The sequence below is a fragment of the Paenibacillus turpanensis genome, from assembly GCF_011421635.1.
Classification (GTDB): domain Bacteria; phylum Bacillota; class Bacilli; order Paenibacillales; family YIM-B00363; genus Paenibacillus_AK; species Paenibacillus_AK turpanensis.
Window position 1 is genome coordinate 198,475 of sequence record NZ_WTLI01000004.1, and the last position, 13,999, is coordinate 212,473.

The 13,999-nt window shown below is 45.8% G+C and carries 13 protein-coding genes; 5 read left to right on the plus strand and 8 right to left on the minus strand.

Annotation, left to right across the window (positions count from 1 at the left end; all coding sequences use genetic code 11):
* The first annotated feature begins 197 nt into the window (after positions 1-197).
* The gene (locus GQS10_RS05565) at positions 198-1,757 is read left to right on the plus strand and encodes an IS1182 family transposase (protein ID WP_166239874.1); all 1,560 of its coding nucleotides are present in this window, start codon (positions 198-200) and stop codon (positions 1,755-1,757) included.
* Positions 1,758-1,964: 207 nt separating this feature from the next.
* Here GQS10_RS05565 and GQS10_RS05570 read toward each other — a convergent pair whose 3' ends face one another.
* The 4 genes from GQS10_RS05570 to GQS10_RS05585 all read right to left on the minus strand — a co-directional run bounded on the left by GQS10_RS05570 (position 1,965) and on the right by GQS10_RS05585 (position 5,839).
* Positions 1,965-3,680, minus strand: a complete 1,716-nt coding sequence (locus GQS10_RS05570) for an aminoglycoside phosphotransferase family protein (RefSeq protein WP_166239876.1) — start codon at positions 3,678-3,680, stop codon at positions 1,965-1,967.
* Positions 3,673-4,401, minus strand: a complete 729-nt coding sequence (locus tag GQS10_RS05575; protein WP_166239878.1) for a glycosyltransferase family 2 protein — start codon at positions 4,399-4,401, stop codon at positions 3,673-3,675. The genes GQS10_RS05570 and GQS10_RS05575 overlap by 8 nt, the downstream gene beginning before the upstream one ends.
* Positions 4,398-4,826 carry an HAD family hydrolase gene (locus GQS10_RS05580; protein WP_166239880.1) on the minus strand — a complete coding sequence of 143 codons (429 nt, stop codon included), beginning with the start codon at positions 4,824-4,826 and terminating at the stop codon, positions 4,398-4,400. The genes GQS10_RS05575 and GQS10_RS05580 overlap by 4 nt, the downstream gene beginning before the upstream one ends.
* A 158-nt stretch (positions 4,827-4,984) precedes the next feature.
* Positions 4,985-5,839, minus strand: coding sequence for a hypothetical protein (locus GQS10_RS05585; protein ID WP_166239882.1), 855 nt, complete (start codon positions 5,837-5,839; stop codon positions 4,985-4,987).
* A 639-nt stretch (positions 5,840-6,478) separates the two neighbouring features.
* On the opposite strand from GQS10_RS05585, the gene GQS10_RS23775 reads away from it, so the two are divergent.
* Positions 6,479-6,688 (plus strand): IS3 family transposase, encoded by a 210-nt coding sequence (locus tag GQS10_RS23775; RefSeq protein ID WP_166239884.1) that lies wholly within the window; start codon positions 6,479-6,481, stop codon positions 6,686-6,688.
* A gap of 604 nt (positions 6,689-7,292) precedes the next feature.
* Here the strand turns inward: GQS10_RS23775 and GQS10_RS05595 are convergent.
* Positions 7,293-8,768 (minus strand): protein adenylyltransferase SelO, encoded by a 1,476-nt coding sequence (locus GQS10_RS05595; protein WP_166239886.1) that lies wholly within the window; start codon positions 8,766-8,768, stop codon positions 7,293-7,295.
* A gap of 139 nt (positions 8,769-8,907) precedes the next feature.
* Positions 8,908-9,441 (minus strand): class I SAM-dependent methyltransferase, encoded by a 534-nt coding sequence (locus GQS10_RS05600; RefSeq protein WP_243734981.1) that lies wholly within the window; start codon positions 9,439-9,441, stop codon positions 8,908-8,910.
* Positions 9,442-9,697: 256 nt separating this feature from the next.
* On the opposite strand from GQS10_RS05600, the gene GQS10_RS05605 reads away from it, so the two are divergent.
* From GQS10_RS05605 to GQS10_RS05615, 3 genes are all read left to right on the plus strand, one after another.
* Positions 9,698-10,231 (plus strand): hypothetical protein, encoded by a 534-nt coding sequence (locus tag GQS10_RS05605; protein WP_166239990.1) that lies wholly within the window; start codon positions 9,698-9,700, stop codon positions 10,229-10,231.
* 140 nt (positions 10,232-10,371) lie between these two features.
* Positions 10,372-11,379: a DUF3231 family protein gene (locus GQS10_RS05610; RefSeq protein WP_166239889.1), complete on the plus strand. Its 1,008-nt coding sequence runs from the start codon at positions 10,372-10,374 to the stop codon at positions 11,377-11,379.
* A gap of 116 nt (positions 11,380-11,495) precedes the next feature.
* Positions 11,496-11,936, plus strand: coding sequence for an HIT family protein (locus GQS10_RS05615; RefSeq protein ID WP_341805009.1), 441 nt, complete (start codon positions 11,496-11,498; stop codon positions 11,934-11,936).
* Between the two features lie 130 nt (positions 11,937-12,066).
* Here GQS10_RS05615 and GQS10_RS05620 read toward each other — a convergent pair whose 3' ends face one another.
* Together GQS10_RS05620 and GQS10_RS05625 are read right to left on the minus strand one after the other, a co-directional pair.
* Positions 12,067-12,864, minus strand: coding sequence for a Nif3-like dinuclear metal center hexameric protein (locus GQS10_RS05620; protein ID WP_166239891.1), 798 nt, complete (start codon positions 12,862-12,864; stop codon positions 12,067-12,069).
* A gap of 109 nt (positions 12,865-12,973) precedes the next feature.
* Positions 12,974-13,876, minus strand: a complete 903-nt coding sequence (locus GQS10_RS05625; protein ID WP_166239893.1) for a LysR family transcriptional regulator — start codon at positions 13,874-13,876, stop codon at positions 12,974-12,976.
* Positions 13,877-13,999: the final 123 nt, after the last annotated feature.

The following is a 13,999-nucleotide window of genomic DNA, read 5'->3' on the forward strand; positions in this document are numbered from 1 at the left end:
GGCTCCAGCCGCTGTATAAAAAGGAGGCAGGACCAACAATTCCAGCCTCCTCTCATTGCAAGTAGAAAAGGGGGTGTCCCAAAAGTCATCGTAGATGACTGAGGGACACCCCCTTTTCGTCATTTTGTAAAACAAAAAGAAACCGTTTTTTAGTAAAATGGAAGTGCGACCAACCATTTACGAAAGGAACGGTTTCTTTGTACATTCAATATACCATGGACCAACTTCATCTGCCAATGGACTTGGAGGACGACATCCCTCTCCATCACCTCGTTCGAGTTGTCAACGAAGCGGTTAATCGTTTGGACGATCAAATCTTCAAAGATGCTTATCCTGGTGGAGGGCGAGATAGCTACCATCCCAAGATGCTCACCAAAGTCATCATTTACGCCTACACACAACGAATCTACTCCTCTCGTCAAATTGCCAAAGCCGTCCGCGAGAATATCATGTTTATGTGGATTGCTGGCAGACAACGCCCAGATTTCCGCACCATTAATCGCTTTCGCTCCGAACGTATGAAGGATGTACTGGAGACCGTTTTCACCGGCGTACTTCAATTCCTTGCTGAGGAAAAGTACGTTAAGCTCGAACACTACTTTGTCGACGGCACCAAGATCGAAGCAAACGCCAATCGATACACGTTCGTCTGGGGTAAAGCGGTCGTGAAGCAGAAGGCGAAGCTGCAAGAGAAGGTGCAGGCGCTGTTTGCAACAATCGAAGCGGCGGAAAAGCAAGAAGAGCGCGAGCAACCAGAGCTAGATCTTGCTGAGCTTGGTGAGGCATCCGCGCTAACCAGCGAAAAACTGGAGGCCGCTGTTCAGCAGCTGGAGACGAAACTACAAACCCAAACGAACGACAAGCCGCTAAAGAAAGCGGTACGAGCGATCCGTAAAGACTTGCTGCCGCGTTTGCAAAAATACGAGACCCAGCAAGAGATTCTTGGGGATTGGAATAGCTTCAGCAAGACCGATCCCGATGCTACGTTCATGCGAATGAAGGAAGATCACATGCAGAATGGCCAGCTCAAGCCCGGCTACAACGTGCAAATCGGAACGGAAAACCAATTCATTATCGGCTACAGCTTGCACCAACGCCCGACCGACACGCGTTGCCTAAAGCCGCACTTGGAGAAAGTCAAAGCTGCTTTGGGAAAGCTGCCGAATACCATCATCGCAGATGCGGGGTATGGTGGTGAAGAAAACTATGCTTACTTAGAGAGTGAGCAGTTGGAAGCATTGGTGAAGTACAGTACGTATCACAAGGAAAAATCGAGGAAGTGGCAGCAAGATATCAGCAAGCTGGACAACTGGCAGTACAATCAGGCCGAAGACACGTGGACGTGTGCGGCTGGACGCAAGCTGCTGTTCCGTTATGAAAGCAAGGAGAAGACGGAGAGCGGATTTGAAATACAAAAGCGACATTATCGTAGTGAAAGCTGTGAAGGCTGTCCACTTAGAGAAGCTTGTACAAAAGCCAAAGGGAATCGTGAAATCAGTGTAAGTATGAGGTACTTCCGTTATAAGCAGCAAGCCCGTAAGATCCTGAGGAGCGAGGAAGGATACGCCCTGTCGGTCCGGAGAATGATCGAACCGGAGAGTGTATTCGGTCAAATAAAAAACAATCGGGGATACCGACGCTTTCTGCTTCGAGGCCTGCCAAAGGTGAGCCTTGAGGTCGGGTGGCTTTCGCTCGCCCATAACTTGCTCAAGAAGGCAGCAACAGACCATAAAAGAGAAATGGCGATGCAGGGATAACCTCCCAAGCATCGCCATTTCTTCATTTTCGCCGACTGTTTCATCATTTGAGCTATCTCATGAATCAAACAAACCTACTTTTGAGACAGCCTCTTCAGGTTTTTATGGTTGTTCTTCTAACGATACGACCACTGGTATTCAAACTATGGGGTGTCATATTGGTAGGGGAAAGATTCACCACTTTATGACCATTAACTATCCTATTAATTAATATGCCACTGTTTTCTGCCCAGGCAGTTTCGCATCAGTATACTGTCTATAGGAATGATAAATATCCGTGAGCAAATTCAGCCCTGTTACCAGCATGGCAATCTGCCTTTTAGGTTTGTCATGATGAAGAGGAATCATACTTAAAAATAAAATTCCCTCTATAAATTGAACTGCTCTTCGTTTCTCTGTACTCTCCCCGAGGAAAATATCATCGAACAACTCCGAAATCTTCCGATGCTCGGCAGTCAAATATAATTTATAAGTTACACAGTTTTCGATTCGATTATAGTAAAAATGATCCCGAACGATAAAATCATAAAAGCTTCGGACAGAATGGGACAGTTTCGCAATATCATACAGAATGTCGCCTTGAACGGTGAAAGTTCCGAACGAGCCTCGTGGGTCAATTAATCTAAAAATTTTCGACTGCGGATTGTATAAAATATTACTAAAACAAAAATCCCCGTGGATAATCCCAAATTCCTTCTTAACAGGAATACACCAATCAAATAAGGTTTCAATCGATCCCAAACAATCATTCAACGAAAGAAGTTGTTTTCCATTAAGTATACACCCATGGGATAATTTTTTAAGCTCTTCGTGAAAAACGTAATTTACAAGCCTCTCTAAAGTTTTATCTACGTACATCTCCTTTTGGGCAGCAAGCTTTTGTAAATAAGAAATATTATACTCAGACTGCTTCTCTAAAAAGAGCGTGGTAATCCACTTTAAATCACTAAGAATATGTCTCCACTGCCCTGTTTCCAGTCTTCCATGCACAAACAGCTCAGCAAGCGTTTGGTACCCGTAATACTCCATCGAAACATAAGGATCGTTGGTATCCAGAGAATAGGAAAATACTCTTGGAATTAGAAAGCACAAATCCTCTGGGAGTTCTAAATACCACTCGATTTCCTTAATAAGTTTTGATTTATTTTCACTTCGTTTTGTCAAAATTCCTCTTCGATTATCGATGCTGATTTGATTAAATGACCTTGCTCTTAGCTTTTGTGTGCTGTCAAACCACTTGTCTAAATGCCCTACATCCACCCATTCATTTTTATCAACCTTTGTATGAATTATCTTTTCCTGCTCATGATAAAGGGTCAGGGCATCATAAATTGACTCCGATCCCGCCATAATCGATTTCTCAATCGATTCGTTCAAGAACTTCTTAAATAACAATGCATTGGTTATTTTAAATAAACCGACCACCGCTTCTAGCTCCTGCTCGGTTTCAAGCACTCTCTTGTCGACGAAACGGAGATGTCCATCTAGATCTTTATCCACGATTGTCCATCGTCTTGCTTCCTCGACAGTGGCAGTAACAATATAGGATCTCTCATCATGCATTTCGGCAACCCGGGATGCTGAGATATACGTGTCTCCATAATTGATAATTAATCGTGTCGTCTCTTCGATTTCAATTGCAGAAATTATTTTCCATACAGTATGTCCAATATCCATCGTGTTGCCCACGTTAACAATTTCAATAGGAAGTTCTGAAAACCGCACCACTTGCTCAACCATTTCCATACCTTCACTGCAACCTACAACCATACGGTACCCAAGAGAGCGATATGTTTCATAAAGTTGAAGCAAAAGAGTTGAGTCATCAAACGGCATACAAACCGGAGAAATTGGACCGAATATCGTCCTCATTTCCTCCGAGATCAATTTTGCGCAGGGGATAATTACTAGCTTATCATTCATATTGAATACCGCTTAATAAAACGCTGGATGCCGCCAACTCATCCGGAGTTCCTATAGGTATAATTTTAGACCGATCAATTACGTGGGCAAAAACTTGCCCATGGTTAAGAATGAGAGCTTCGTACATTGGCGCCACGTAAGTTTCCTTGTAGTTGCTTTGGCTACGAATATATGTCCATTCGTAGCACTCCAAAAATCTTTTCCCGCTTGAAAAATAATAAAAACCAATCGTTGCGAAATTGGAAATCCTAATTTTCTCCGCTACCTGGATTACTTTGTCTGTCTTGTCTATTTCAGCAAAGCTCCAGTGTTCACCCTCAGCTTCAAACACAGGAATCCATCCCTCAAAACTGCACGAAATAAGCTCAGGTTTAAGCTCAGTTGGGCTTACAAAGGTATCTATATTATAAATGGCTACCTGCTCTAATGGATCAAGAGTTTCAATGGCGATTTTAGCCGTCTCCGCCTGTCCAGATGTCAGTTGATCAGTTTCAATGATGCTCCCTGATATCGACATTCTCTTAAGCTTATCTTCTATAAATTCTGACGTACCTGTTTTTGAAACAAACACAAAATGAGCGTTTGTAAAAAAATTACGTAGAGAAAGCATTGCCCATTCAAACATCGACTTTCCATTCACCATGATTTCGTATTTAGGTTGAGAAAACCCAACTTTCTTAAAACGACTTCCCTCTCCGGCCATTGTGATTACTATATTCATTCTCCTTCTACCTGGCCATTTCTCATATTTAGTAGATTAGCATCCTGTTCCAACAAGTTTTTGATCTCATCAATACTTTTAGTTAAGAACTCGATAGGTCGAATAGCACGGTCATCTACGTAAAAGCCCTCTTTTCCACACCACGGTTTTCCCAAATATATCTCATCATAAGGGATACTATGCTTTTCAAGCCAAGAAACCATAACAGGCAGTGTATTGGCATTGATTAGGCCTAAATTACCTTCATAAGTGCGCATTTGGCGGCTTGAGTACAACGTTATATAAAAACCTTGAGTTTTAAATTGCCTTACTCGTTCAATCATCGATACAATTGGCTGTGCATTACCATAATCCCCAGGAATTTCTGGGCTTAAGCATATTGTACTATCGACATCTATAACGATCGTTCTGTTATTGGACTTCATCGTTTCCTCCGTATATCACCAATATAGTAAACACCAATATATCCCAATCACTTTATCGGATTTTTTCATGAAGATCTAAAGAGGTTTTCAGATAATGATTTAAAAATTAGATACCGGAACTACGAAAACGAGATTGTAATAATTAATCCCTCGTTTCTTTAAATGACCTGTTCCATAAGCCTTCGAACAATTACTCTATATAAGTTGTTATACTCACGCGGGAAACCTTTTAATGCATACAACGTTGAAAAGTCATATAAATGCTCAGTTTTAGGATTATGGTAAACTCCATAGCGAATTTGAAACACGGTATCCATTGTGATCTTATCACCAATCGTATGTGGCCCATATGCAATTGGCGTTCCGTGATCTTCCTCCATCGCCTTCATAAGGGTAGGATAAAACACTTCCTCCCTTGGATAGAGCGGTTGATTACTCTCCCCGTAACAGTAAAAGTTGTCGATAAGATCAAGCATTTGTGTAAACGTCTCTTTTTTATAAAATGTTCCTTCCACCGGGGAAAGGTACGCTTTCTTACAGCCAACGTACTGAAGTAGTTTCTTTAACTCGTTATCCTTCTCCATTATCGGATTCCAATGCCAAGCCTCAAAAAGATGAGGGGACACACCATTCTGCCTTCTCTCAATATAATTAATTGAGCCGTGCCTTAGATAAAGGTCATTACTTGCGTGCAATACAAAGTAATCAAAATCGACTACAGAACATGCGTGACGGAAGTTTGAATTGTGAAGATACATTAGGTCGCCCCATTGAGTCGGGTAGGAATATGGGTTTACAATTACATCTTCCATATCTATAAAATTGTAGGCTCGGTCTGAAAATATCTCGTCTGGCATTTTAAACCCTCTAGAGATATGGATTACAATTACGCATTCGTTATTGTAGTAAAAACGCAAATTATTAATTTGATCTACAACTATATCCGGTGCTTCATGCACAGGTATCGATATGCAAACTTTATATTTCATTTTCTTGCTCTTGTCAGGATTCATACGCGTTCCTCTCAATAGTTATACTTGATCTATCGTTACACTAAGATTAAAATTATTCTACTAATTATTTAGTGTTTTCCAATTACTTATAGCATTCTTAGCAGATAATGTCGATAGTTATTCAATTGATAATCTTATTTCTCTTATATATTCAAGTTATAAGATAAGGTGCATTTCTCTGAATCCTAACCAGATAAAAAAGAACCGCCAGTAAGGGTAAAGTGCACCCCTTAAAGTAGACATTGGGAAACACCCCTGGTGTAGACCGATCAATACTTTAGGGGGTGCTTTTCATTTGGCTATAAAGGGACAGAAGTTCAAAACGTATCCATCATCTTTGAAACGGGAGGCCGTCGGCTACTTGTTAAAGAAAGTTGGACTGACAGAGAAGCTCGCAGTTCACTTTGGAATCAACGTTCTTAAGCGGTAAAGCTTTGGGTTCGTATGTTTCGGGAACAAGGCGAAGATTCATTCATCGACCTCACCCACTCCAGATGGAGACAGCGGAAGTTCGAATTATTCGAAGTCTCGAGAACGAAATGGACGATTTAAAAAAGTGGATGGAAACCCCTAACAAGGAGGTGCGGTGATTGAACAAGAGTTGTTGATGCACTAAGACATCGTTAGACCATTGAGAGTTTGTGTAAGCACCTCGCGATTTCAAGGAGTGGATATCACAAGTACCGGAAGCGCAACTTCACAGATCGCGGTCTCGAGTGCAAAGCTCAAATCCAGGCCATATACAACGCCCGCGACGGGACCTGGGGGTACCGTCAGATTCAAATGGAGTTGTTCCGAAAATACAAAGTCATCGTTAACCAAAAGCGCGTTCACGGCTTATGCAACTAATAGGGTTAATGGCGATCATTCGACGTAAACGCTATTACCCTTCGACATATCAGACTGTTGTCTCGGATGGCCGGATCGTAGAAAACTTACCAACGAGAAGTGGGTTACGGACGTGACGCAATCTAATATAGGGGAGAAAAAGTTGTATGTGTAGGCAATTAAGGATTTGTACAACAACGAAATCGTTTTGTACCACCTGTGTCTAAACAACGATAAAGAACTCGTGCCTCAGACGTTCCGCATGGCTTTCGCAATACGAAAAGACGTGACTGGGCTGATCGTTCACAGCGATCAGCCAGCCACGTCTCACTACTACACATGCTGCCAAAGGTTGGCGCCCAAATTAGCTTGTCACGCAGAGGCAACTGTTTAGATAACGCCTCAATGGAGAGCTTCTTCCCGTTCCTAATAAACGGAGGGGCTCTACCCTTATGATATTTAACATTGGACGAGGCACAAAAGAGAATTATTCAGTATTTCCGTTTTTATAACGAAGATTTTCTTGTTAATTAGGTCTTGACCATAGTTCTGACAATTTCAATGTTGATTATTTCATGCTTAATTGTGGTTAATGTGAGTCCATATCATTTTCCTTAACACTTTCCTATGTCCCGCAATAGGTCCGGTACGGCCGGCCCGAACGATCAGGCAGCATGCAGTAATCGGCCTGCTCTGCATGATAGGAATACGGCTTGGAAAGCGCCTCAAGCAGCCGCTCCATCACGCTATAATCTCCGTCCTCCACCGCCGCTTCCAATGCTTCCTCTACCCGGTGGTTACGCGGGATGACCGCAGGATTGCTGCTCCGCATTAATTGCAATGACGCTTCCCTGTTTTCCTGCTGCCTATTTAGCCGTGCATGCCATTTTTGCTGCCATTCCGCATAGTCCGAGGTTTTTGTTAGCTCGGTTTCCTCAATCGGATCCAGCGTCAGTGTCCGGAACGTATTCGTATAATCGGCTTTATGCTTCTCCATGAGGCTGAGCAGATCTTGAATCAATGCCTCGTCCTCGGCTTCTTCATTAAAAATCCCCAGCTTCGCTCGCATCCCGGCAAGCCAATTTTGCTGATACAGCGCGTTATAGCCGGCAATCGCGTCCTCCGCTATTTTAATGGCCTGTTCCTGCTCGTCATGAAGCAGAGGGAGCAGCGTTTCCGCAAACCTCGCCAGATTCCATGCCCCAATATAAGGCTGATTCCCGTAAGCATAACGGCCCTGCCGGTCAATCGAGCTGAACACCGTAGCCGGATCGTACGTATCCATGAACGCGCAAGGACCGTAGTCGATCGTTTCTCCGCTTAACGCCATATTGTCGGTATTCATGACGCCGTGAATGAAGCCGACATGCATCCACTTTGCAATCAGTGCCGCTTGCCGCTGAATCACGCCATAAAGCAAGGCCAGGTACCGATTTCCCCCCTTCGATACCTCAGGGAAATGCCGCTGCAGCGTGTAATCCGCTAAGGCTCTCAGCTCCTCCGGTGAGCCCCATTTGGCCGCATATTGAAACGTGCCAACACGGATATGGCTGGCCGCCACGCGGGTCAAAATCGCTCCGGGCAGCTCCGTTTCACGGATGATGGACTGGCCCGTCGTAACGACCGCTAAGCTGCGGGTCGTCGGGATCCCGAGCGCATACATCGCTTCACTGATGATGTATTCACGCAGCATCGGTCCGAGTGCCGCCCGCCCATCGCCCTGACGGGAATACGGCGTTCGGCCGGAGCCCTTCAGCTGAATATCGACGCGTTTGCCAACCGGGGTTACATGTTCGCCAAGCAGGACGGCCCGCCCGTCCCCCAGCATCGTAAAATACCCGAACTGGTGACCAGCGTAAGCTTGGGCAAGGGGCTCCGCCCCCTCCGGGATGCGATTGCCCGCAAATGCGTCAGCGCCCGATTCGCTTTGAAGCGCCTCCGCGTTTAAGCCAAGGGCTGCGGCCAGCCGCTCATTAAAGACGGCCAGCTTCGGCGAACGAACCGGGACCGGCTCCTGCCTTGTAAAAAATGTCTCCGGCAGGCGAGTATAGCTGTTATCAAATTTCCATCCTGTATCGATCAATGCCGCTTTTTCCGTCATATGCTCTCCTTTTTCTTGCTGCAATGCTTACTTCACTGATAGCATTTTCAATTTCTCTCCATAAAAATCATATGCATAACGATATTATACCCCTTTCGTATGCAAAGTGCGCTCCTCTCCGCACATTGCTGCGTCGTTGTTACGGATTCACTCCAATGGCACAAACGGCGGAAACCGGAAATAACCGGATCGTCTCCAGCCGGACCTCGGTGAAGCCTGCCTTCTGGAGATCTTCTACAATCTTTTCCCCTTTCTGCCGTGCCGTTTCATCCGTCTCTCCCTTCGTGTGCGGCTGCAGAGTAACGGCGATTCGACCCTTGGACTTCAGCTTTTGCCTTAGATGCTGCAGGCATTGCTCAGGCTGCTCCCAAAACAAAATCGAGTTCACCGTTAGGACCACATCGAATTTATCCTCAAGCTCAGGCAATTGCTCCACTGCTCCGAAATGCAGCTTCACCTTTCCCTGCGTTACAGCCGCTCCATTTCGTTTCCGGGCAAGGGTATGCATCGCCTTGGACGGGTCAACGCCCGTGTATGTCCCTTCCTCAAGCAAAGCGACAATGCTTTGAAGCGCAAGACCCGGACCAAACCCAATCTCAAGGATGTTTTCATGAGGCTTGATCTTCAATAATTGTAATGTCCAGGCATTGATATGCTTGTTCGTTGCAGCCATGATCCATCCACCTAAAATGCCTAGCAAACCATTGGGCCGACCAAAAATATCCATGCTTACTTTGTTCATTGCGATACCCCCAATTAGCGGAAAAATGAACTACAACGAAATCTTACACCTTTACTGACTGACTATCAATCAGTTACTAAAAAATGAAACCTATTACCCATACCTTCCGAAGGACGGTCACATACTTTATTGTAGCTGCATAGCGTCCCTTTCTCCTCAAAATCCGAAAATGGAGTTGATCCAAGGCGTGAAAAAAGTAGACCGCTTCACCATTATCATTGAAAAAAACAACAAACGGATGATTGCCAAGGCACCGTTATCCGGGGTAAATCGACTTGTTTTTATTATCAACCGTCAATATACGAATTCGCCAAATACGACGCAGATTTCCAGCGGGGCCGGAAGAAGCAGTGCTGCCGGGAACAATGCTGCGATTAATTCTCCTTATACTCGCCAGCAGCAAAGTGTTGGCGCAAATGGGACGGCTAAAAATAAAAGCACCAAAGGCTCCCGCTCCGGTTCGACCACCTTCATGAAAAGGAAACGGCGTACCAACAAAGAAATCGTAATCATGATCAATGATCAAATCGTAAAGCTGCCGAAAGGGAGCAGAAACGCCTCTGCGACCCAAGTTGCCAGCGGCGGCGGAACCTATAGCACGGGTGGAACCAATTCCGCCATTGAAAGCTTAGGAACGAGGCAGCAGCATGCTGTCGGAGGTGGCGGTACGGCCCTCAATAAATACACAGGCAAGAGAAGAACAAGAAAAACCAGAGCATAGCCCTACAGCTTCACATCCCTTTGCCTGACTCACACGAAATGAGCAGGCTATAAACCCGTTTATCCTAGAATATTCCACCCAGTTTAGGGGAAACTCCAATTATAAATTACGAATGAAGACACAGTTAGGAGAGTTTATACATGGTGGGATCTCATGTAATCGGGTTATCTTCGACGGAAATCGCCGCTCTATGGTCAACTTATATGAACGAAAGCATCTCGGTCTGCATATCCAAGCATTTTCTTGCCATTGTCGAGGATGATGAGGTCAAACCGTTCATTGAAAAATCGCTGCAATTATCACAAACCCACATGCATACCATTAAGCACCTTTTTGAGCAAGAGAAATTCCCTGTCCCCATTGCCTTTTCGGATGAAGATTATGACCCCAGCGCCCCGCCTTTGTTTTTCGACTTATTTCCACTGAGCTTTGTGTACGCAATGAGCCGTCTGGGACTATCCAAGCATGCGATGTTTTTATCCAACGTTGCCCGCGAGGATGTCAGAAGCTTTTTCAGCCAATGCCTGCAATCCGCAACCGATCTTTATAACCAGTCCGTTGAGCTTATGCTGTCCAAAGGAATATACGACCGTCCCCCGCTCATTCCGTACCCTGATCGGGTCAGCTTTATCCGGAAGAAAGAGACTCTATTTTCAAAATGGTTCGAGCCGCAGCGGCCTCTTAATGTGATGGAGCTTTCCGAAATGTTCTTTAATATCGAGCGGAATTATTTTGGATTGATCCTGCTTACCGCGTTTATCCAAGTCGTTAAGGATGAAGATATGAAGAGCCTCTTAGTGAGAGGCAAGCAATTGGCGCGCGAACAAATTCGATTTATAAACGCCCAATTGGAGGAAAATGATTTACTGGGGACGATCATGGTGAATACGGAGGTTACGACGTCAACGGTATCCCCTTTTTCCGAACGAATGATTCTTGTCCTGATCAACATGTTGAATTCGGCAGCCTTAACCTATTTAGGGAACGCTTTGTCCATGACTACACGGGTTGACTTGACCGCGGAGTATTCTAAGCTGATCACTGAGGTGCTTCACTATGGCAAGGATATCACCGACCTGCTAATCAAACGCGAATGGCTGGAGGAGCCTCCGCACGCCCCGAACCGCAAGGAGCTGGCGAAGGTGTAGCGAGTAAACCTAGTCGCAGCGCATTTTTGCCGATGAAGAAGCTATTTTTCCAATATTGATAAAAGTCACAGAGGCCGACCTATTTCAAGTCTATACTATCTTTGTTTACACCCCCAGTGGAAGGACTTGAGAATATGGAGCCTAACAAAGACTGCATGTATTGTATGCAAGACGAAAGACGGGACAGCCTTATGATTAAAATTAGCGATCTGGAGGTTTCCACCGTTTTTCTATTTAAAGAACAAACGTATGCCGGTCGCTGCAATATCGTTTACAAGGATCATGTGAAAGAGTTATTTCACCTCGAAGAGAACGAGTTATTGGCTTTTTTAAAAGATATCAAAAGAGTTTCCCATGCCTTGGACCAGGCCTTCCGCCCCGATAAGCTGAACTACGGCGCTTACGCCGATAAATTGCATCATCTGCACATGCATATCGTTCCTAAATATGAAAACCAGCCGAGCTGGGGCTCAACGTTCGAAATGAATCCCGGTAAAACCTATTTAACTCCGGAAGAATACACGGATAGGATTGAAAAAATCAAAGCTTATTTGTAAGTAATTCTCTCACCATCAGATTCGGATCAAACCTAAAAGCAAGGAACCCGCAAAGGCTGCCGCCTGTTTAATACAGGCAGCAGTTTTTTGTGCTCGTCGTTATAAGTCATCTAGGAGCTCGCTTCATACCTTATATCATTTGAAACAGCGGTTTGTCTCTTACAAAATGAACAGGGATAGCCGGGAATTGCGCTTGCAGCCTATTGGCCAAAAGCCTCATTCCCCATTCCTCGCTTTCTGCATGTCCCAGCACAAGGAGAGCCTTCCTTCTTCCTTGCTGCACGGCATCCCGAACATATTCCGGGGTTTCCCACTCGGGGCCCTCCCCGTAAATCACCACATCCAGCCGCTCCTGTTCGAACAACGGAATGACGAGATTCCCACCGCCCCGATATCCCACGAACACACCGACCCGTTGGCAGATGATATCGGGATCGCCAACAAAACGCATAGAAAACAGCCCCAATTTCTGTTTGAGGTAGACCGCCAGCTCCCCTACGGTTTGCGCCGGAAATTCAATTACGGTGAACGCCGGTTCCTGCTTGATCACATGCCCCTCCCATTCAAGAGCATGAATAAGGCCTTCGGTAATTCCATCCGGTTGATGGCGATGGATATAATCATGGTTGCGGAACACTGAAAGCCCCGACTCCTGCAGAAACCTTTTTTTGGCGAGATAGACAGGGTCTTGTTTCAAGCTGTCTTCAAAAGCGTCGTGATGACTATAAAAAAGATGCTCATGGGCAATGACAAGATTTGCCCCAAGATGGACGGCTTCCTCCAAAACATGCTGCGTCGGCATAAACGTGGTAACGATCCCAGTAACGGCGGCTTGGGGGTCTCCGTACAACAACCGATCGACCGTCTGCTCGAGGAACCCGACCGGTTCCATCAGCCTTTTGATCACATCCATCATTACGACGGCCATTGCTTCAGCCTCCTTTGCGATTAAGCCTTAACGCCTTCCTCACTTGCAAATAAGATCTTCCCCACCTCGTAGGCCATCGAGAGTTGCACTGATGATTGAGGCCCTTGCATTAGGCCGGTTCGAGCCCCCTGCCCAACTGCTCCCTCAGGTACTGGTACAGCTTTTGGCTCGCCATTTGCAGCGGGTAAGCCGAGGCTTTGCACAGGAGCCCCGACGTCATAAAGATGAGGTTCCCTTCCAGCTCTCGCACTGTGGTGCCCGCCGAAGCCTCTACCGCTAAAATCCTTGGGATCAGGGCGACGCCAAATCCGCTTTCCACATAGCTCTTTAAGGCGGTCATGCTCCCAATCTCCATCGTATCCACCGCGGATTGCCCCGATTCCTGCAGCACCATTTCCAGCTTTCTGCGGTATGGGCAGGTCTCCGAGGTAATCAGCAGCCGATGCCCACAGAGCTGCTCCGGGGAGAGGACAGGATGTTCCGCCAAGGGGTGGCGGTCCGGCAGCAAAGCGACGAACTCCTCCTGAAACAGCGGCTCAAAATAAAGCTCCGTTCCCAGCTCCGGTGTAGAGCAAAGCGCAAAATCCAGCTCTCCTTTTACGATCCGCTCGCTCAGTGCAGGCGTGTTCCCGAACTCGAGCGAAATGCGGATATGAGGGTACTGCGTACTAAATTCCTTCAGGATATGCGGCAGTCGGTAGCTCGCGGCGGGCTCGATGACTCCGATTCGAACATGCCCAGACTCACCTAGCTTCAGGTTGGATAAGCTGGTTTGAATTTGTTCCAGCTGCTTTACAATTTGCGTGGATTGCTCGTGAAAGAGCCTCCCTGCTTCCGTTAACCGAAGGTCCTTCCCCGCTCCCCGCTCAAGCAGCTGAGCGCCCAGCTCCGCTTCCAGCTTCTGCATCTGCATCGTGACCGTCGATTGCACATAATTCATTTCCTGCGCGGCACGAACAAAGCTGCCGTATTTTACGATCATTTGGAACGTTTGCAATGTTTTAAGATCCAATGGGCACGGCGCCCCCCTTCTCACATCGAGTTCACAATTATTGAACTGACTCTTCAATTCATTCAATTATACAAATATTATCCATGCATTTAAACTGATAGAGAATGAATATTGAAATGGGAT

Bases quoted from the DNA above. Each gene is read 5' to 3' on its own strand.
- GQS10_RS05570 (WP_166239876.1), bottom strand. From the start codon at position 3,680: ATGAATGATAAGCTAGTAATTATCCCCTGCGCAAAATTGATCTCGGAG.
- GQS10_RS05575 (WP_166239878.1), bottom strand. From the start codon at position 4,401: ATGAATATAGTAATCACAATGGCCGGAGAGGGAAGTCGTTTTAAGAAA.
- GQS10_RS05580 (WP_166239880.1), bottom strand. From the start codon at position 4,826: ATGAAGTCCAATAACAGAACGATCGTTATAGATGTCGATAGTACAATA.
- GQS10_RS05585 (WP_166239882.1), bottom strand. From the start codon at position 5,839: ATGAATCCTGACAAGAGCAAGAAAATGAAATATAAAGTTTGCATATCG.
- GQS10_RS05595 (WP_166239886.1), bottom strand. From the start codon at position 8,768: ATGACGGAAAAAGCGGCATTGATCGATACAGGATGGAAATTTGATAAC.
- GQS10_RS05600 (WP_243734981.1), bottom strand. From the start codon at position 9,441: ATGGCTGCAACGAACAAGCATATCAATGCCTGGACATTACAATTATTG.
- GQS10_RS05610 (WP_166239889.1), top strand. From the start codon at position 10,372: ATGGTGGGATCTCATGTAATCGGGTTATCTTCGACGGAAATCGCCGCT.
- GQS10_RS05620 (WP_166239891.1), bottom strand. From the start codon at position 12,864: ATGGCCGTCGTAATGATGGATGTGATCAAAAGGCTGATGGAACCGGTC.